Origin of the sequence: Aquimarina acroporae (assembly GCF_023195925.1) — a bacterium.
GTDB classification, from domain to species: Bacteria; Bacteroidota; Bacteroidia; order Flavobacteriales; family Flavobacteriaceae; genus Aquimarina; species Aquimarina acroporae.
This window is the reverse complement of record NZ_JALPRE010000007.1, coordinates 172,452-191,232: the sequence shown is the minus strand read 5'-3', so window position 1 is coordinate 191,232 and position 18,781 is coordinate 172,452. Positions and strand designations below refer to the sequence as shown.

The following is an 18,781-nucleotide window of genomic DNA, read 5'->3' as shown; positions in this document are numbered from 1 at the left end:
TTGGGTGCTAGAAGTTAACGCGATTTTGCATTAACTTCTAGTATAGGAGGTGGATTATTGAGTTACAAAATCAATAACTGTTTTTGTGATAAAGTCAATTTGCTCATCATCAAGTTCGGTATGCATTGGTAAAGAAATAACTTCTTTTACCAGTTGATTGGTAACTGGGAAATCGGCTTCATTATATCTTGTATCCTGATATGCTTTTTGACTATGTAAAGGAATAGGGTAATATACACCACATGGTATACCATTATCATTAAGGTGTTTTACCAATGCGTCACGATCTGTGTTTACTACACGAAGTGTATACTGATGAAAAACATGGCAATCGCAACTATCGCAAACTGTATTTTCGTTTGTATTACATCCATTTCCTTTTACTCTTGGTGTTATAATATTTTCGATACCAGCAAATGCTTTGTTGTATTTTATAGCGGCAGTTCTTCTTGCCGTATTATATCCATCAAGTTTAGGTAGCTTTGTCCTTAAAATTGTAGCCTGAATAGAATCTAGTCTAGAATTTACACCCACTACATCATGATGATATCTTTTATACATTCCATGGTTTACAACACCGCGAATGGTGTGAGCCAAGTCATCATCATTGGTGAAAATTGCACCACCATCTCCATAGCATCCAAGATTTTTGGAAGGGAAAAAAGAGGTAGAAGCAACATGACCTATCGCTCCTGTTTTGGCAACTTGCCCGTTTGCAAATTTATAATTGGCACCAATACCCTGTGCATTGTCTTCTATCACATAGAGATTATGCTCTTTGGCAATTTGCATGATCACATCCATATTGGCGCTTTGTCCAAACAAATGAACGGGTACAATCGCCTTGGTTTTAGAGGTAATAGCCTTTTTTATAGCTTCTGGATCAATATTAAACGAGTTTGGTTCTACATCTACCAACACGGGTGTTAATTTTAATAATGCAATAACTTCTACAGTAGCGGCAAAAGTAAAGTCTGCGGTAATCACTTCGTCTCCAGGTTCAAGACCCAACCCCATCATAGCGATTTGTAGGGCGTCTGTTCCATTTGCGCAAGGGATCACATGCTTAACTTGTAAGTAATCCTCTAATTCTTTTTGAAAACTATGAACCTCAGGTCCATTTATAAAGGCTGTTGAATTTATAACGTTGAGTACAGATGAGTCTACTTGTTCCTTAATTTCTTCATATTGACCCTTTAAGTCAACCATTTGTATTTTCTTCATGTAAGTGTGTATTGTAACCTCACGAAAGTACAAAATAAAGATACTATAGCCAATGTTAAATTAAGTTTTGAACCATATTTACGGTTTCTAATAAAAAAAGAGCAAAGCACTTCAATTGATAGTACCTCGCTCTTACCTAAAAAACAATTTTTATACTATTCTTTTACAAATTTTATTGTGCTTTGATGGTTGACATTAAGTAGATAAATACCTGGAATTAAAGATTGCACATGTTCTGAAATATCATAAGCATTATCAGCGGTATCTAGTGATATAGTCTTTACGCTTCTTCCGGTAATGTCATAAATAGTCGCCTTAATATGTTTAGAAGCCAATTCAGTATTAATGCTAAGTACTGCATTGTTTTTAACTGAATTCGGAATGATTCTTATACTTTCTTTGATGGGTTTTAAGCTACCATTATTGCTATTCAATGCGAAGGCCTCTTGAATGTCTCCCACTACAAAACCAGAAATTATACTCCTTCTAAATGCAGTGTTATTTTCTGAATTTATAAATGCACTATATACACCATGTTCAAGATTTTTGGTGTCGTAGTAGAAGCTACTACCATTTCTTTTGAAAAGAACCACTTTAGATTCATTTTGAGTCGGAGTTCCATCTATTTCTGAAGTTTTAGTAAGTATAGCACGTACTTCTGTGTTTTTTATGGGCTGTATGTCTTTTTGATTGGAGTAAATATCTACTTTGAGAATTGTGTTATTTTTGTTAGAAATTCTCTCTAGTGACATCCTAATGCCATTATCTTGTTTTATAAATGCTACAAATTTTGAATTACTCTTTAAAGAAACTTGATCTTCAGAAAAGGGAATAACCGTTTTATGATTTTGAGTATGGTAATTTTTATGAATTACTTTTTTTCCGTTTTTATCAATGCTATTAAAAATAGCTTCAGAGTCTTCATGAAGTATCTCGGCTACTGCAAATTTTGAACCTTTGTCCAAATTGATTTTGTCATATTCATTTTCTGAATGAATAATGTAATAGTTACTTTCTATTCTAGTAGGATGTTTTTCGTTTATGTTGGAAACAATACTTTTATGATTTTTATTTTCGATATAAGATTTAACATATGGCCAACTAAATTGCCCGAGTCCAACATCTAGATGATCAAAAATTGCTCTTGAATCATTTTTACTAAATACATACTCTGCTCCTGGACGCAAAGTGCTGTTATATGGAGCGACACCGTCATTCGCACCCTGTACTGGGAGTAGAATGCCTCCTGTAAGCAAAAATGCAGGTGCAGCAATAGTAGATCCTTTATAAAAACCAGAAGCTCCTAACACAACAAACTTACCTGGTTCATTATCGGGATGATTATCTAGTATGGGTCTTACTACATCTCTGCAATAATATGTGGTTGAGGTTCGCGCTCCTTCGTTCAATCCGGTAAGTCTCCAAGCCCAATTTAACCAAGGCATTTGAGAAATGTCTGCCAGATATGTACCCCAAAACGGTGTGCCTAATGCAAAAGCTCTGGTTACCTTGTCTTTTTTGCCAAATTGAAACATAGCAGCTTCAGAAGCTTTACCACCATTACTATGTCCCACAAGATAGACTTGAGCCACATTGTATTTTTGGGTAACAATATCTATAGCTTCTGCAAGTAACTCTCCATTAATCCATATTCCTTTTCCGCGGGTAGTAGCTACAAAAATAGCTTGGTATCCTTCATTATATGTGTCCTGGTAAAATGAATTGTCAAACAAAAATTGACCTTGGTTGAGGTCGATATACCCATGATTAAATATAATTACCTTGCCATTGTAATTAGGAGGAGTTACCCCATAATGAATGGTAGACTTAACTAGAGGGCCAATGAACAATGGACTTAATTTATCTGGAGTTGGAAGTTGAACTTCGGCAAAGTTTTGAGAAAATAAAAGTGCACAAGAAAATAGTGCAATTAAAGTAGTTTTTAATTTCATAGTTGATGAGTTTGTGGGTTTTAAATTATTAAATTAATAATTTTTTAATAATTATTGTGTAAATAGTATAAATAATAAATTAAAATATTAGATAATTGTCATTTTTGTCGTACAGGGCAGTTTTGTTATTTTAAGTAGTGTTTTATGGGAAAGAGCTGTATTTTAGCACTTCTTTAAAAACATAATTCTTGGGAATAGTATATAATTTCTTGATATCAGTGTTCAATGGGTTACTTCCGGTAGTAGGTTTATTTAGTAATAAGCTCAAATTATTTGCTCGTGGAAGAAAAGAGACGTTTTCAAAATTGAAAAGTAAGGTATCTGAAAATGAACAGGTTATATGGTTTCATTGTGCTTCGTTGGGAGAATACGAGCAGGGAGTTCCCGTTATGGAGGAGTTAAAGAAAAAATATCCAGAATATAAGTTGTTAGTCACTTTCTTCTCGCCATCTGGATATGAGATTAAAAAAAACAGTACACTGGCAGATGTTATCGTGTACTTGCCAATAGATACACCTGCCAATGCAAAAAGATTTATTCAACATGTACAACCCAAATTAGCAGTATTTGTAAAGTATGAATTTTGGCCGAACTTTTTAAAGGTCTTAAAATCGAATAAAATTCCTATTGTGTTTATCTCAACAACTTTTAGAGAAGATCAGGCTTTTTTTAAATGGTATGGAGGTTTTATGAGAAGAGCTTTAAAAAATATTGATCACTTTTTTGTGCAGGATAATGTGTCTAAGACTTTGATCGAAAAACGAGGTTTTACCAATGTATCTTTAAGTGGAGATACTAGGTTTGATAGGGTTAGTCATCAGATCGAGATGGATAATCATGTAGATTTTATTTCCGAATTTATAAATAATAGATTGTGTATTGTTATAGGAAGTTCTTGGCCAGAAGACGAAGAGGTATTTATAGATTACATTAATAATGCTCCCGAAGAGGTTTGTTTTATTGTGGCTCCTCACGAAATTAAAGATAATCGTGTAAATACTTTAAAAAATAAAATCAATAAAAACACAGTACTTTATTCAAAAAAGAAAGGAGTAAAGCTCAAAGAACAACAAGTTTTTGTTATGAATACTATTGGGTATTTGTCCAGAGTATATAGTTATGCAGATATTGCTTATGTTGGAGGAGCAATGGGATCTACAGGATTGCATAATATTCTTGAGCCGGCAACCTTTGGTATTCCCATTGTGATCGGTAAGAATTTTGATAAGTTTAGAGAAGCGAAGCAACTTCAAAAATTAGCTGGGTTATATGCTATTTCTTCCAAAGATGAGTTTTCTATAATTATGAAAAAGCTTGTGAATGATAAAAGGTTTAGAGAGAAGACAGGAATGATAGCAGGACATTTTATAAATAGCAATACTGGAGCTACCAATATGATTGTGGCGTATTTAGAAACCAAAATGGCAAAAAAATAAACCTCGTTCTCCTTCTTTAGTAGTGTTTTTAGACGGTTACGGCTTGTCGCAAATACCTTCTAAAAGGGAGCATTTCCTTATATACTTCAATAATTTTATCGGTAAAGTCGTTTTCAAGAATTTCTTCCTGAGTTAACTCATGTATAACAGCAAAAGTCTTGTGTTTTAGTAAATCTATATGTTCATGATCGGCACTAAAACCTTTAGGAGCCGACTTGAGTTTATTGCCATCTGCGTATAAACTCCCAAATGTGTTTTTGAAACTTTTTTTGTTGATGATCTTAACAAGCTTTTCTCCATCATAATCGATAGCATCTCGAATACTATGTAATACCTTATTATCAGGTCTCCAATATCCTCCTGCAAGTACACCTTTTGAGATACCTATTTCAATATAAAAATCTCCTTGCTTTGTTTTTTGGTCTAACCCCGCTCCAAAATGATCTTTATACACGGGTTTGTTAGGATGAAAAAGGAGATTGTTGTTGATACGATTTATGCCTTTTTTACCAGGAGTCGAATAATACTCTGGATCAATTTTGGCTAATCTGTTATCGAGACCATCTAGCCAGGTAATAAAATCATTTCTTAAGGTTTGATAGTGCTTTCTGTTTGCATCCATCCACTCCTTATGATTATTACTTTGTAATTCTTCCAGAAATTTAAATAAAACCCGAAAATCCATAGTGTAGTAAGAGATTTGTATTAAAACAAACCGTTAAGCTCTGCATCAATTCGATTTATAATATTACCTAGATCTTCCGGATTGTCAACGAAATTAAGGTGATCTACGTCGACAATTAATAGGTTTCCTTTGTCATAATCATGCGCCCAAGCTTCATAACGTTCGTTAAGTCTACTTAAATAATCAATACTAATTGTATTTTCATATTCTCGACCACGTTTGTGTATTTGAGCTACTAGATTAGGAATACTGCTGCGCAGATAAATTAATAAATCAGGACCCTCTACAACACCTTCCATGAGATCAAATAATGATTTGTAATTTTCAAAATCACGGTTGGTCATTAATCCCATGGCATGTAAGTTAGGAGCAAAGATATACGCATCTTCATAGATAGTTCTATCCTGAATAATATCTTTACCACTTTCACGAATATCTACTATCTGCCTAAATCTACTGTTAAGAAAGTAAATCTGAAGGTTAAAAGACCAACGTTCCATTTTGTTGTAAAAGTCCTCCAAATATGGGTTTTCTAATACATCTTCAAAATGAGCTTCCCATTTGTAATGTTTAGCAAGTAATCGAGTTAATGTTGTTTTTCCGGCACCAATGTTTCCAGCTATTGCTACATGCATGTTAGATGATTTTTGTTGGGGAAACGGTTAATCTTTGTTATGGCGTAAATATAATAGATTTTATAAGTAAGATAAAAGCGATGTAATAAAGAATTTATTGTGAAGACGGTTTTTTAAAAATAATCTGGTTGCATTTTATTTAAAATATGAACCTTTGAAAACAAAATCTCTTATCACCTTTATCAAAGGATTAACAATCTGTTATTCGATTTCTGTTATCTTTAGATAAAAGACATTTTGTTATGAGATATCAATTCACCCATTATCTATTGTTACTTTTTATATGTGTTGCATGTAATCAAGCGATTGATCAAACGTCTAAAGAGCAACAAACAACAATAGAAAAAAACATGGAACTAAAAACATTAGAAGGGATTATTACCAAAAAAAGTAACAAAAGCTTCGATGAAACTTATGCCTCTTTAATTGAAATCATTACTAATAACCCGAATTTAAAGATTATTGCAGAATTGGATCATCAGAATAATGCATCTTCGGTAGATTTAAAACTACACCCTACACGTATTGTATTGTTTGGAAATCCCAAATTAGGTACTCCATTGATGCAAAATGCGCAAACTACAGGATTAGATCTTCCTCAGAAAATTTTGGTATGGCAAGGAGAAGATAAAGCAGTAAATGTTTCTTATAATGATCCCGAGTATTTAAAGCAACGACATGGTATTACGGCTAATGATGAAGTGCTACAAAAGATTACGGGTGCCTTGCATAAAATTACCAATGCAGCGGCTGGGTTAAACGACTAGTTTGTATCCGTACCCTCGCACATTAATAATCTGGATAGATTCATCTTTCTTTAGTTTTTTACGGAGTTTGGTAATAAAAACATCCATGCTCCTTCCGTTAAAAAAATCATCATCACCCCATAGCTTTTTAAGGATTAAGGATCGATCTAATACCTGATTTTTATTTTTAACAAGATGAAAAAGAAGATGAGCTTCTCTGTGTGTTAGCAGGGTAGACTCTTCTTCTTTAAATTGTAGTAATTGTTTAGGGAAATTAAAAGTATAAGCTCCAATTGGAATTATTTCAGCCTTTTTCTGAATTTGGGTTCTATCAAGTAGATTATTAATTCTTACAATTAGTTCTTCCATGCTAAAAGGTTTTTTTAGGTAGTCGTTACCGCCAATCGAAAAACCTTCTACGACATCTTGAGTTTGTGATTTTGCTGTTAAAAATATGATAGGAACTGTGTCATCTTCTAATCTTATTTCTTTGGCTAATGTAAATCCATCTTTTTTAGGCATCATAACATCCAGAACCAAAAGTTTAGGAGTGATACTTTGATATAGTTTAAAAGCTTCTTCTCCATCCTTTGCCAAATGAACCCTGAAGTTTCTGGTTTCTAAACTCTCCTTAATAATTACACCTAGAGCAGGCTCATCTTCAGCCAATATAATGTCTATTGTTTCAGTCATTTGGTAAGTTTACTTTAAAATTGGTAGAACTATTATCTAGTATTAGTGCAATAGTACCTCCATGTTTTTCAATGATGGTTTTAGTATAAAATAATCCTATTCCAAAACCTTTTATATCGTGCGTGTTTCCTTTGGGAACTCGATAAAATTTATCGAAAATCTTCTCTTTATGTGTTTTGGTAAGTGAAGTGCCATCGTCTTTGATCTCTATCGAAATCTCAGCTTTGTTTTGATGTAATGAAATCTGTATATTATCTCCACCATATTTAATAGCATTGTCTAGTATGTTATTAATAGCATTTTCGAAATGAAAAAGATCCAACTCCTTGTAAATATTTTGAATGCTGGTCTCGAGAGTAATGTTTTTTTTGTCAGGAATCGTAGTCATACACTTTTCTAAAGAAGTTTTAAGAATTTGTACCACATCTATTTTCTCTTTTTTTAGCTGTAGTTCTTCTCCATCTAACGTTGCAGTTTCCAATATTTTTTCAACCATCGTATTTAGCCTATTGAGTTGATGGGATGACATCTCAATATATTTTTGAGTTTTTTCTGGGTCGTTATTAGCATTAAAACTTTGTATTCCTTCCAATGCGGCACTAATAGTAGCGATGGGGGTTTTAAACTCGTGTGTGATGTTGCTTATTAGGTCATTTTTGAGTTCGGCAAGTTGTTTTTGTTGATTAATGATGTTCAATAAAAATAGAAGACACCCAATTACCGCGCCAACCAGAAGAAATGACAATACAATACCTAATAAGTTCTTTTTTAAAATCGTAAGGGTAGTATTCGAAAAAAACAACTCTATTTGACTTCCTGGAGGCAGATAAGATGATTTTGAAATAGTGCTTAATGACGAGGTGTTAATCAAAGAAGTATTTAATGTTTTGATTCGAGAAGTGATAGAATCATGAATATGATGATGTCTCTCTTCGTTTAAACATTGAAAATGTGTTGTACATTCTTTGAATTTTATACCATAACGAATAGCTACGTTTTTTCGGGTAAGTTCTTGATGTAATAAACTGTCTATTTTTTCTAAGTTTAATTGATTTTGATTAATCGAAACAATCACTTTGGAAGTAAGTTGCTCAAACGGAGTTCTGTTTATGCGAATTTGTAAGGAGTCTCTGTTTAATACATGTATTTGTGTATTAGTAGAGTCCGAAGTTTTTATAAATTCTGAATATGCAAGAAAAGAATCTTTGTTCTTTTTGGTTAGTAGCCTAATATCTATGGGGGTATCACTAGTATCAATCTGAGTAAAAAACTCTTTAAATACAGAACTGCCGGGGACAAACTTAATATCCTTAGTTCGAGAAGCAAACCTAATAGTTTGGTTTTTTGCTAGCTCCTCGTAGTATTGGTCTATGGCGTTATCCAGACTTATTTGCACTTCATTTATAAGTTGTTGTTTGCCCGTCTGATAGTTTTTGAAATTCCAATATACCTGAATCATCAGTGTAATTGCGATTACAGCAGTAATAAAGTACAATATATTTTTATAGCGGTTCTTTTGCATATATCAAATGTACTATATGTAAATGATATAAAAACAACCGGTTAACACTCGTTAACACTGGTTAACGGTAATGTTGGTTTTAGGTTGGCATCTTTGTGATGTACAAAAAACAAATACCGTAATCTTATAAAATAAATTAATCATGACACGAATTATAGTACTAATCATGTTGCTAGCAGCTCAACTACTATCAGCTCAGAATTTCAATGGGGTTGTAACCTATAAAACTGATAGAAAAATGGATTTTAGAATGGATAGTACCAAAGTGAGTTCTGAAATGCAAAAACAGTTGCATGAAATGATGCGAAAACAATTTCAGAAAGAATTTACCTTGCGTTTTAATACCTCAGAATCTATCTATAAGGAAGAAGCTAGTTTAAAAGCTCCACAACCTGCTGGAATGCAGGTGATCATGTTGGGAGGTGGTGAAGCTGATGAATTGTATAAAAATATTAAAGAGGAAAGATTTTCTAGTAAGAGAGATATGATGGGAAAAACTTTTTTGGTAAAAGATCAATTAAATAAGTTTGATTGGGAATTGATAAATGAAACTAAGAAAATCGGAAATTATGTCTGCTTTAAAGCCGAAGCGAAAAGAACAGTAAGAGATTTCGCCCCTTTAAACGAAGAAACGACAGAAGAAGAACCTGAAGAACGAGAGATTACGATTACTGCATGGTACACTCTGGAGATACCTATTGGTAATGGACCAGAAAATTATTGGGGTTTACCTGGACTAATATTAGAAACAAACGACGGCTCGCAGCGTATACTTTGCAGTAAGATAGTGCTTAACCCAAAGAAAAAAATAGAAATTACAGAACCTGTAAAGGGTAAAATTGTAAATGAGGAAAAATATGAAGAAATTATGCAAAAGAAAGTAAAAGAGATGAGAGATAGAATGCCTAGAAGAGATGAGAATAGCTTTCAGATAAGAGTTCGAGGATAATCATCAAAATCAATCAAAAAATGAACAAGTTATTAGTTTTGATAATGATAAGTCTTAGTACTTATCTGCATGCTCAAGTGGCTACAATACCTTTTGAAGAAAACGAGCTGGTTTTTATCAAAGTTAAGGTAAATGATGTAAAAGAATCGCTACATTTTGTTTTCGATACCGGTGCATCAACAGCAGTTTTGGATAGTAATATTGCAAAAAAGTTAGGGATACAATCAAACTATAGCCAGAGTACAAGGGGAGCAAATGGATCTGAAGTATATGAAATAGCAACCAATCAAACGTTGAGTATCGAAAATATCAAGTTTCAAAATATAAACTTGGTTTTAGTAGACTTGAAAGAGCTTTCGCAAAGATCAGGCACAAGACTTGATGGAATTATTGGGTATGATGTTCTAAGGAAATTTATCACACAATTTAATTTTAAGACAAAGACCATTTCTTTGCATCAAACAAATCAGGGAATAGAAGATCTTAACACGTATTCTCAATTACCATTACAATTCAAAGGAGGGCCAATTCCTCAGGTAGATGTGAGTTTTGTTCTTAATGATGGTTCCAAAGAAAAAGGGAGTTTTTTATTTGATAGTGGGGCAAACCTTACTATAGCTTTTAATACGCCATTTGCAAAACATAAAAAGTTGAAAAGTAGGACAGGTAAAACTATTACAGCCAAAGCCAGAGGGCTTACCAAAACATCATCTTTTACCAAAGGATCGGCTCAAAAATTGAGCGTAAAGAATTTCAACTTTTTTGATTTACCTATCGATATTTCTGAAACGAAAACAGGAGTTTCTGGATCAAGTGCATATGATGGAATTTTAGGTGCAAAAATTATCAATCGTTTTGATATGGTATTAGATTATCAGAACAAGATCTGGTATTTCAAACCCAATGCTACTTTTAAGGATTCTTTCGATTTTCCAATGAGCGGGTTAAGTATAAAGCTAGTTGGGCAAAGAGTAATGGTTAGCCATGTGATAGAAAATAGTGAAGCGTTTGAAAAAGGGATAAGAGAAGGAGATGAGTTGCTATCTGTTAATAATTATGACGGAAAAGAACTCAATGTTTGGAGGAACCACCTTAGAAAAGATCAGCAAAAAGTATCCTTGAAAATAAAAAAGAAAGCTACAGAAAAGGAGAAAGAAATCGTGATTCTCTTGAAGCGTTTGTTGTAATCCTAAGTTTTATGAATTAATTAACCTTTTTTGGTTAAACCTAGATAGATTTTGAAAGTCCTAGTGATTTAAAATCTACTCACAATGAAAAAACGTATCGTTTATTTATGTGTGTTGTTAACTGGTTTTGTCACTACAGCACAGCAATTTCAAGGAAAGGCCAATTATTTCAGTAAAACTCAGATAGATGCAAATTTTGGTAATCGGGAGTTGTCTGAAGATCAAAAGAGAATGATTACAGAAAGGATGAAATCAGCTTCAGAACGTTCATTTACACTTACTTTTAGTAAAAATGTTTCCCTTTATACAGAGGAAGCTAAGTTAGAAACCAACTCAGATCCGAGAGGTGGTCGATGGCGTGCGATGATATCTGGGTTTAATTCTAATAATTACTATAAAGATAATGTCGAGAAAGTGTATTATGATCAACGAGAATTCTATGGTAAAAATTTTCTGATTGTAGATGCTCTGCCAGAAATAAATTGGGAACTCCAAAATGAAACTAAGAAAATAGGTAATTACACTTGTTTTAAAGCGGTAACTACAATGAAAGTTGATGAGGTTATGGATTTACGGAGCATGAGAAGAAAAGCTAGGCAAATGCGAGAAAAAAATGCTTCTGGTCAAGAGGTAGAAACCATACAAAAACCTTTAGATGAACTGCCTAAAGAAATTCAAGTGGTAGCTTGGTATACTCCAGAAATACCTGTGAGTACAGGTCCAAGTCGTTATTGGGGTTTGCCAGGATTAATATTAGAGGTGCAGGAGGGAAGAACCGTTATTTTGTGCAATAAAATTACTCTAAATAATAATGATTCTCAATCTATAAGGAAACCTAAAAAAGGAAAGGAACTTTCTCAAGCAGAATACAACGCTATTACTCAAAAGAAAATTGCGGAAATGATAAACCAATTCAGTTCTCAAAGAGGAGGCGGTTTTGGAAGAAGAGGAAGAAACTAAAGTATTTATTTCTTAAAAAAAAGAAAATCTAACATGTTTAAAAATATAGTTATTATGCTATTCTTAATTGGAGTAGCACTGGAAGCTAATGCTCAAAAAGTACAAATCTCAGGGGTAGTAAAAGATTCAATTGGAAGTCCTTTAGAAATGGCAAATGTTATTGCGTATAAAAAAAATACAGATGCGATGATTGCTTATGGGATTACCAATAATCAAGGTAGATATAAAATTAATATACCTCAAAATGATACATATGTTTTACGTGTTAGTTTTATTGGTTTTTCCTCTAAGGCAAAATCTATTGAAATCGAGACACAAGATGTGACTGTTGATTTTGAAATGAAACCTGATGAAAATAGCTTAGATGAAGTAGAGTTGGTATATGAAATGCCAGTAGTTGTAAAAGGGGATACCTTGGTGTATAATACAGATTCTTTTACTTCAGGTACAGAGAAGAAGTTAGGAGATGTACTTGAGAAACTTCCAGGAGTAGAAGTGAATGAAGACGGAGAGATTGAAGTAGAGGGTAAAACGGTTTCTAAAGTCATGGTAGAGGGTAAGGATTTTTTTGATGGAGACTCTAAGCTTGCAACCAAAAATATACCTGCCGATGCTCTCGATAAGGTTGAAGTATTGAGGAACTACGACGATGTTGACCAAATGAGAGGATTGAGAAATTCAGATGATCAGGTTGCGATTAATATTAAGTTGAAAGAAGGGAAAAAGGATTTTTGGTTTGGAGATGTTCTTGCGGGCGCAGGAGTAGGAGAAACAGAACGCTACATTGTAAAACCGAAGTTGTTCTATTATAGCCCAAAATATAGTCTAAATATAATTACAGATTTTAATGATATAGGAGAAGTGCCTTTTACCAGAAGAGATTATTTCAACTTTACAGGAGGTTTCAGAAATTTAGGAAGAGGAGGCACTACCTTTAATGTTTCTTCTGATGATCTAGCTTTTGCTACTTTACAGAATAATAGAGCAAATGAGATTAATACTAAGTTTGGTGCGGTAAACTTTAATCTTACCGCAAGCAAAACTTTGGATATAAGTGGCTACGGTATTATAAGTGATACCAAAACTGATTTTGTTACCAATACCAGAAGGACGTACATAGATGATACGCCTGATCCTACAGATAATGTGGTTGAAGAAACATCGGATGTTACAGAGCAGAAAAGTACATTGGGATTATTAAAATTAAGCGGTACCTACAAGCCCAATAGCAACTTCAGAATAGATTATGACGTATTTGGGAAATTGTCAGATCAGCGTGAAGCAGGCAATTTTTTATCAGTAAGACCAGATGTCTCAGAAAATATTGAAGAACGATTAGAAAACACTCCTTTTTCTGTGCAACAGAATGTGAATGCATATTATACCTTGAATACAAAAAATATATTTTCATTAGAAGTGCAGCACTTGTATCAAAATGAGGATCCTTTTTATAATGCAATTAGGGATGAAATTCCTTTTAGAGGGGTGTTTACGCAAATTAATGACCCTAATGATGCTGCTTCAGATACTTTTGAACCCTTACAAGAAGCAGACCGTTACAGTATTAATCAAGATAAGCAGGTAAAGACAAATAAAATAGATGCTAAACTAGATTATTACTATGTGCTGAATAAAAAAAGTAATCTCAATTTTACGGTAGGTTCTATATTGAGTACTCAAAATTTTGATTCAGAAATATTTCAAGTTTTAGAGAATGATGATACTGTAAGTTTTGATGATGAAGACTTTAATAATGATGTGACTTACAATTTTAGAGATGTTTTTGCAAGTGTTCATTATAAATTTATTACCGGGATTTTTACTTTTAATCCCGGAGTAAGTATCCATAATTACGATCTAAGAGATGAGCAATTAGGAACTACATTAACACAGAATGAGTGGCAAGTATTGCCAGACTTTTTTGCCTTGCTTCAATTTAAAAAGAGCGAAAGTCTACGTTTTAATTATTCTATTTCTGCAGAATATACAGATGTAAATAGGTTAGCACAAGGATATGTGTTTAATAATTACAATTCACTTTTCAGAGGAAATAGAAACCTCGACAATGCCCTGTATGATAATTATTCCTTAAACTATTTTAGTTTTAATATGTTTAATTACACCAATATTTTTGCCAATGTAAGTTATAGTAATAGGCGTAATCCAATAAAAAATAATAGTGTGTTCTCAGGTATTAATAGAGTAGAGACTCCTGTTAATTCTGATCTTGCAGATCAAATTTTTAGTGGTTTTGGTAGTTTTAGCAGAAGTTTTGGAAAAATTAAAGCAAGTTTAAATGCTAACATTAGCTGGTCTAGTTTTAATAATATTGTAAATACGTTGCCAAGTGAAAGTGTAAGTTTTTCTCAGATATATAGTACCGAGTGGTCAACAAATTTTAAGAAAGGACCTAATTTTGATTTAGGGTATAGTATTACCATCAATGATTATGACAATAATGGGGCAGAAACTACTTTTTATACTAGTAGGCCATTTGCACGATTAGATTGGTCTTTTGCCAAAGGTTTTCTGCTTAAATCATCATATAGTTATTACAACTATCGAGATACAGAAACTACCTTGAATGAATATAGTTTTTGGGATGCTGATTTGTTTTACCAGAAGCCAGATAGCAAGTGGGAATATAAAATTTCGGTAACAAATCTTTTAGATACCAAAAGTATAAATAGAGATAGTTTTAATGAGTTGTCTAGTAGTACTTCGAGTTATATGGTACAACCACGATACTGGATATTGAGTATAAAATACAATTTGTAACTGCTTTGGTTTCATGCATATTAAAGCCAGAAAATTCTTTCGGCTTTAAACTTGTGAATTATTAAATGCTTAGTAATCAGTATTAAAACCAATAAAAATGACTAGATTTGCGCTTTTTTTAAGCAATATTACGCCTTAAAACTCGTTTTGAGGCAAAACAAACTAACCAAAGACCTCAACCATGACTAAATCGACAAATCGATTGCATTTTCTCGATGCTATTCGTGCATTTGCTATTATTATGATGCTACAAGGGCATTTTGTACATGCTCTTTTAGGAGACGAATTCAGAGATCGAAGTAATTTAGCTTTTAGCTGCTGGGAGTATTTCAGAGGAATGACTGCTCCTACTTTCTTTACAATTACCGGTTTCATTTTTACCTTTTTGTTACTGAAACAAAAAGTTAGTGGTATAGAAAACCCAAGAGTTTTAAAGGGGATTAAAAGAGCGGTTAAAGTAATTTTTTGGGGTTACCTTCTGCGAATTAGCTTTTTTGCTGTTTTTAGAGGTACTTTGAATACATCTTTTTTCTACGTAGATGTATTGCAATGCATAGGAACTTCTTTGTTGTTGCTTATAGGTTTGTATTTGATTTCATATAGCTATAGTAAAAAACTGTTTCAATACCTTACTTTGTCTTTTGGTGTAGTTATTTTTCTTCTACAACCTATTTACAATGATCTTGCGTTAGAATTTTTACCCCAAACTATATCAAATTATTTTACCAATCGAAATGGATCAATTTTTACATTGTTTCCTTGGTTTGGATATGTTTGTTTTGGAAGTTTTATGGCTACTGTTTTCCTAAAATATGGGAAATATAAATCGTTTTATGATTTTGCTATAATAGCTTTCTTAAGTATTGGATTACTTCTAATATTCTATTCTTCTAGTTTTTTGATGTTTCTATATGGGTCTACAGGAATTGAAGTTTTTAAATCTGTAGCGTACAATAACTTTTTATTTATAAGATTAGGTAATGTATTTGTACTGTTCTCGATTTTTATCTTACTTAAAAATTACCTCAATCATTCTATGATTACAAAGATCGGAGGAAAAACACTTTCTATATATATTATTCATTTCTTTATTCTTTATGGAAGCTGGTTTGGTTTAGGTCTCTCCAGGTTTTTTTATCATGATTTATCACCCATCGAAGTAATTATTGGCGCAGTATTATTTGTGATCGGTATTTGCGCTTTGGTTTTGAACTATTTCAAACATGAAGATTACCTAAAACTGAGGTTAAATGTTATGTTCGAGAACAGTAGTAAAGCAATTAATATTAATTTTCAGGAACTTTTTTCGGCTCTTAAAAATAGCATTGTTCAAAAATATAGGCTTATTAAATTTATAAAACGGTAATTGTAAAGACTTATTAATTACATGGCTTAATATGCTTTTTTCTTTTTTATTGATCTAAAAATCAGTATCTTATATTGGTCTAATCAATATATTTTTTGTCATGATAACCATAAAATCTTTAAACAAATGGGCAAATGCGCATTCGTATTATCCAATAGACCTTATAAGAATCGCTCTGGGAGTATTTTTGTTTATAAAAGGCATAAATTTTATAAGTAATACTCAGATTCTAGTAGACTTAATCAAGCCCGTGCAAAATCTTGCCGGAGCCATGGTTGTAGTACATTATGTAGCTCCAGCTCATCTTATAGGAGGAGTGCTAATAGCATTTGGATTATTAACTAGATGGTCGATTATGGCTCAGTTGCCTTTATTAATAGGAGCTGTAGCAATTAATTTTATAGGTGAGATGAATGTTGCAAACCTAATTACCGCTAGTGTAATACTGTTAATTTGTATTTTCTTTTTGTTTTATGGTTCGGGAAAACACTCAACAGATTACTATCTAAAAATGCAACAGTAGTGTATCGCGTATTGTTTTAAATACAAAAACCCCATTTATTTGGAATAAATGGGGTTTTTGTAAGTATTAGTCTTTTATCTATTACCAATCAGATCCTGATAGTCTCGATTGTTTTGATTCTTTTGTATTAGTAGGAACATCTAAATAAATAGTGTCAACTACTTTATAAGAATGGATACTGTTAGCTTCACTTAAAATTCTTTTCTTATTTTTTTGAAGTTGTTTCTTAATTTTTCTCCATTCCTTTCTACTAAAGAATTGTTTATCACTTTTTGAAATATTCTCAATAGGAGCAGTTATCAATAACCTGTCTGCTACAGGTACTTCTGAACTATAAGATTCATCTTGAATTTGATTATCTATGGTTTCTACAGAAGATAAGTTGGTTTTGTATGTTTGTCCATATGAGGTTCCAAACGCACCTAACGCAATAATTGCTATAATAAGCTTTAATTTCATTTCCCTAAATTTTAAATTTTAGTATCAAATCAAATTAGTGTGTTGTATATATTAATTTTTGTCTTATGTAGTGAATGCTACGACACAAAAATTATAATAACCAATTCAAAAATTTTCCCCAGAAATGATACTTTAATATCACTACGCAAAAATAGGTATATTCCTTGAGTTCTGAATACGGAAAAACCTCATTTTTTCTAGGAAAAAGGTTAAATTCGATAAAGGGCTATTATTATAGATGAAACTATATATTGAAAGCTGCTTTTACGGCATCTACATAGTCTAGTTTTTCCCATGTGAATAACTCAACTTCTTTTTCGATATTGCCAGAATAAGGGCTGTTAAAGACCTTTTTAACGATCTTAGGTTCTTTACCCATGTGGCCGTAAGCAGCAGTTTCTTGATAAATAGGATTTCTTAATTTAAGGCGGTCCTCAATAGCGGCAGGGCGCATATCAAAAATTTGCCCAACTTTTTCAGCGATTTCACCATCAGTTAACCCTAATTTGCTACTTCCGTAGGTATCTACAAAAATAGATGTAGGTTCCACCACTCCAATAGCATATGACACCTGTACTAGTACTTCGTTTGCAATTCCTGCGGCAACAAGGTTTTTGGCAATATGTCTAGAAGCGTACGCCGCAGATCGATCTACTTTACTTGGATCTTTTCCAGAAAAAGCACCACCTCCATGAGCTCCTTTTCCACCATAGGTGTCAACGATAATTTTTCTTCCAGTAAGTCCAGTATCTCCATGCGGTCCACCAATTACAAATTTACCGGTTGGATTGATATGATAAGTGATTTTATCATTAAACAATTTCTGAACATAATCTGGTAATTGAGCAATAACTCTTGGCATCAAGATAGAAATAATATCACTCTTGATTTTGGCCAACATGGTATCGTCATTTGCATCAAAATCATCATGTTGGGTAGAAACCACAATAGCAACAATGCGTTGCGGTATATTATCGTCGCTATATTCTATAGTAACCTGGCTTTTAGAATCTGGACGAAGATATGGAATTTCTTTTCCTTCTCGTCTTAGTTTCGCAAGCTCTATTAATATTTTATGGGATATATCTAGAGCTAGAGGCATGTAGTTTGATGTTTCTTTAGAAGCATAACCAAACATCATCCCTTGGTCACCAGCACCTTGCTCTTCCTTAGTTTCGCGATCTACACCTTGATTGATATCCTGGGATTGTTCATGTATTAGCGAGATAACACCACATGAATCACCACTAAACTGATAGGCACCTTTGGTGTACCCAATTTTATTAATTACATCTCTGGCGATGTGCTGAACGTCTAAATATGTTTTAGATTTCACTTCTCCAGCAAGAACAACCTGACCTGTAGTAACTAGTGTTTCACAAGCAACTTTTGAATCTGGATCAAAAGCTAAAAAATTATCTAATAAAGCGTCACTTATTTGATCTGCTACTTTATCTGGATGTCCTTCAGATACACTTTCCGAAGTAAATAAATATGCCATTCTTTTTTGTTGTTTTGTCAGTGGGATAAGACGAAATTGCGATACGAACCTTTCGGTCAAACTAAATATTACCGAACTGCTTTAGCATTTTTAATACGTCATGTATTGTATTATGGGTTGCAATCAGCCAAATCTCTCCCTGAAAATATTTCGGCAAAGGTAAAA

The 18,781-nt window shown here is 33.0% G+C and carries 16 protein-coding genes; 8 read left to right on the top strand and 8 right to left on the bottom strand.

The genetic code is table 11. From position 1 onward, the window contains the following. Window positions 1–54: 54 nt before the first annotated feature. Window positions 55–1,224, bottom strand: coding sequence for a DegT/DnrJ/EryC1/StrS family aminotransferase (locus tag M0D21_RS12065; RefSeq protein WP_248329812.1), 1,170 nt, complete (start codon window positions 1,222–1,224; stop codon window positions 55–57). Window positions 1,225–1,379: 155 nt separating this feature from the next. After that, entirely contained in the window at window positions 1,380–3,176 is a 1,797-nt protein-coding gene (locus M0D21_RS12060; protein WP_248329810.1) for a T9SS type A sorting domain-containing protein, read from the bottom strand. 188 nt (window positions 3,177–3,364) lie between these two features. Between M0D21_RS12060 and M0D21_RS12055 the strand changes: the two genes are divergently transcribed. Further along, window positions 3,365–4,612, top strand: coding sequence for a 3-deoxy-D-manno-octulosonic acid transferase (locus tag M0D21_RS12055; RefSeq protein WP_248329808.1), 1,248 nt, complete (start codon window positions 3,365–3,367; stop codon window positions 4,610–4,612). A gap of 28 nt (window positions 4,613–4,640) precedes the next feature. Here M0D21_RS12055 and M0D21_RS12050 read toward each other — a convergent pair whose 3' ends face one another. Both M0D21_RS12050 and M0D21_RS12045 read right to left on the bottom strand, forming a co-directional pair. Further along, window positions 4,641–5,297, bottom strand: a complete 657-nt coding sequence (locus M0D21_RS12050) for a DUF2461 domain-containing protein (protein ID WP_248329806.1) — start codon at window positions 5,295–5,297, stop codon at window positions 4,641–4,643. 20 nt (window positions 5,298–5,317) lie between these two features. After that, window positions 5,318–5,932 (bottom strand): deoxynucleoside kinase, encoded by a 615-nt coding sequence (locus tag M0D21_RS12045; RefSeq protein ID WP_248329805.1) that lies wholly within the window; start codon window positions 5,930–5,932, stop codon window positions 5,318–5,320. 242 nt (window positions 5,933–6,174) lie between these two features. Here M0D21_RS12045 and M0D21_RS12040 point away from each other — a divergent pair, with 242 nt between their 5' ends. After that, on the top strand, window positions 6,175–6,699 hold the full coding sequence (locus tag M0D21_RS12040) for a DUF302 domain-containing protein (protein WP_248329802.1): 525 nt from the start codon (window positions 6,175–6,177) through the stop codon (window positions 6,697–6,699). Here the strand turns inward: M0D21_RS12040 and M0D21_RS12035 are convergent. Both M0D21_RS12035 and M0D21_RS12030 read right to left on the bottom strand, forming a co-directional pair. After that, a complete protein-coding gene (locus tag M0D21_RS12035) occupies window positions 6,688–7,371 on the bottom strand; it encodes a response regulator transcription factor (RefSeq protein ID WP_248329800.1) in 684 nt (227 codons plus the stop codon). The genes M0D21_RS12040 and M0D21_RS12035 overlap by 12 nt on opposite strands. Beyond that, entirely contained in the window at window positions 7,364–8,893 is a 1,530-nt protein-coding gene (locus M0D21_RS12030; protein ID WP_248329798.1) for a sensor histidine kinase, read from the bottom strand. The genes M0D21_RS12035 and M0D21_RS12030 overlap by 8 nt, the downstream gene beginning before the upstream one ends. A gap of 142 nt (window positions 8,894–9,035) precedes the next feature. Between M0D21_RS12030 and M0D21_RS12025 the strand changes: the two genes are divergently transcribed. From M0D21_RS12025 to M0D21_RS12000, 6 genes are all read left to right on the top strand, one after another. Beyond that, on the top strand, window positions 9,036–9,842 hold the full coding sequence (locus M0D21_RS12025) for a GLPGLI family protein (protein ID WP_248329797.1): 807 nt from the start codon (window positions 9,036–9,038) through the stop codon (window positions 9,840–9,842). 20 nt (window positions 9,843–9,862) lie between these two features. After that, a complete protein-coding gene (locus M0D21_RS12020) occupies window positions 9,863–11,029 on the top strand; it encodes an aspartyl protease family protein (RefSeq protein WP_248329795.1) in 1,167 nt (388 codons plus the stop codon). 84 nt (window positions 11,030–11,113) lie between these two features. Then, window positions 11,114–11,989 carry a GLPGLI family protein gene (locus M0D21_RS12015; RefSeq protein WP_248329793.1) on the top strand — a complete coding sequence of 292 codons (876 nt, stop codon included), beginning with the start codon at window positions 11,114–11,116 and terminating at the stop codon, window positions 11,987–11,989. Window positions 11,990–12,043: 54 nt separating this feature from the next. Beyond that, window positions 12,044–14,767, top strand: coding sequence for a TonB-dependent receptor (locus M0D21_RS12010; RefSeq protein ID WP_248329791.1), 2,724 nt, complete (start codon window positions 12,044–12,046; stop codon window positions 14,765–14,767). Window positions 14,768–14,948: 181 nt separating this feature from the next. Then, window positions 14,949–16,133 (top strand): heparan-alpha-glucosaminide N-acetyltransferase domain-containing protein, encoded by a 1,185-nt coding sequence (locus M0D21_RS12005; protein ID WP_248329788.1) that lies wholly within the window; start codon window positions 14,949–14,951, stop codon window positions 16,131–16,133. A gap of 100 nt (window positions 16,134–16,233) precedes the next feature. After that, window positions 16,234–16,656, top strand: coding sequence for a DoxX family protein (locus M0D21_RS12000; protein ID WP_248329786.1), 423 nt, complete (start codon window positions 16,234–16,236; stop codon window positions 16,654–16,656). 81 nt (window positions 16,657–16,737) lie between these two features. Here M0D21_RS12000 and M0D21_RS11995 read toward each other — a convergent pair whose 3' ends face one another. After that, a complete protein-coding gene (locus M0D21_RS11995; protein ID WP_248329784.1) occupies window positions 16,738–17,115 on the bottom strand; it encodes a hypothetical protein in 378 nt (125 codons plus the stop codon). A 244-nt stretch (window positions 17,116–17,359) separates the two neighbouring features. After that, window positions 17,360–18,616: a methionine adenosyltransferase gene (gene metK / locus M0D21_RS11990; RefSeq protein WP_248329782.1), complete on the bottom strand. Its 1,257-nt coding sequence runs from the start codon at window positions 18,614–18,616 to the stop codon at window positions 17,360–17,362. Window positions 18,617–18,781: the final 165 nt, after the last annotated feature.

Coding starts and splice junctions, on each gene's coding strand:
- M0D21_RS12065 (WP_248329812.1), bottom strand. CDS start 1,224: ATGAAGAAAATACAAATGGTTGACTTAAAGGGTCAATATGAAGAAATT.
- M0D21_RS12060 (WP_248329810.1), bottom strand. CDS start 3,176: ATGAAATTAAAAACTACTTTAATTGCACTATTTTCTTGTGCACTTTTA.
- M0D21_RS12050 (WP_248329806.1), bottom strand. CDS start 5,297: ATGGATTTTCGGGTTTTATTTAAATTTCTGGAAGAATTACAAAGTAAT.
- M0D21_RS12045 (WP_248329805.1), bottom strand. CDS start 5,932: ATGCATGTAGCAATAGCTGGAAACATTGGTGCCGGAAAAACAACATTA.
- M0D21_RS12040 (WP_248329802.1), top strand. CDS start 6,175: ATGAGATATCAATTCACCCATTATCTATTGTTACTTTTTATATGTGTT.
- M0D21_RS12035 (WP_248329800.1), bottom strand. CDS start 7,371: ATGACTGAAACAATAGACATTATATTGGCTGAAGATGAGCCTGCTCTA.
- M0D21_RS12030 (WP_248329798.1), bottom strand. CDS start 8,893: ATGCAAAAGAACCGCTATAAAAATATATTGTACTTTATTACTGCTGTA.
- M0D21_RS12025 (WP_248329797.1), top strand. CDS start 9,036: ATGACACGAATTATAGTACTAATCATGTTGCTAGCAGCTCAACTACTA.
- M0D21_RS12020 (WP_248329795.1), top strand. CDS start 9,863: ATGAACAAGTTATTAGTTTTGATAATGATAAGTCTTAGTACTTATCTG.
- M0D21_RS12015 (WP_248329793.1), top strand. CDS start 11,114: ATGAAAAAACGTATCGTTTATTTATGTGTGTTGTTAACTGGTTTTGTC.
- M0D21_RS12010 (WP_248329791.1), top strand. CDS start 12,044: ATGCTATTCTTAATTGGAGTAGCACTGGAAGCTAATGCTCAAAAAGTA.
- M0D21_RS12005 (WP_248329788.1), top strand. CDS start 14,949: ATGACTAAATCGACAAATCGATTGCATTTTCTCGATGCTATTCGTGCA.
- M0D21_RS12000 (WP_248329786.1), top strand. CDS start 16,234: ATGATAACCATAAAATCTTTAAACAAATGGGCAAATGCGCATTCGTAT.
- M0D21_RS11995 (WP_248329784.1), bottom strand. CDS start 17,115: ATGAAATTAAAGCTTATTATAGCAATTATTGCGTTAGGTGCGTTTGGA.
- metK (WP_248329782.1), bottom strand. CDS start 18,616: ATGGCATATTTATTTACTTCGGAAAGTGTATCTGAAGGACATCCAGAT.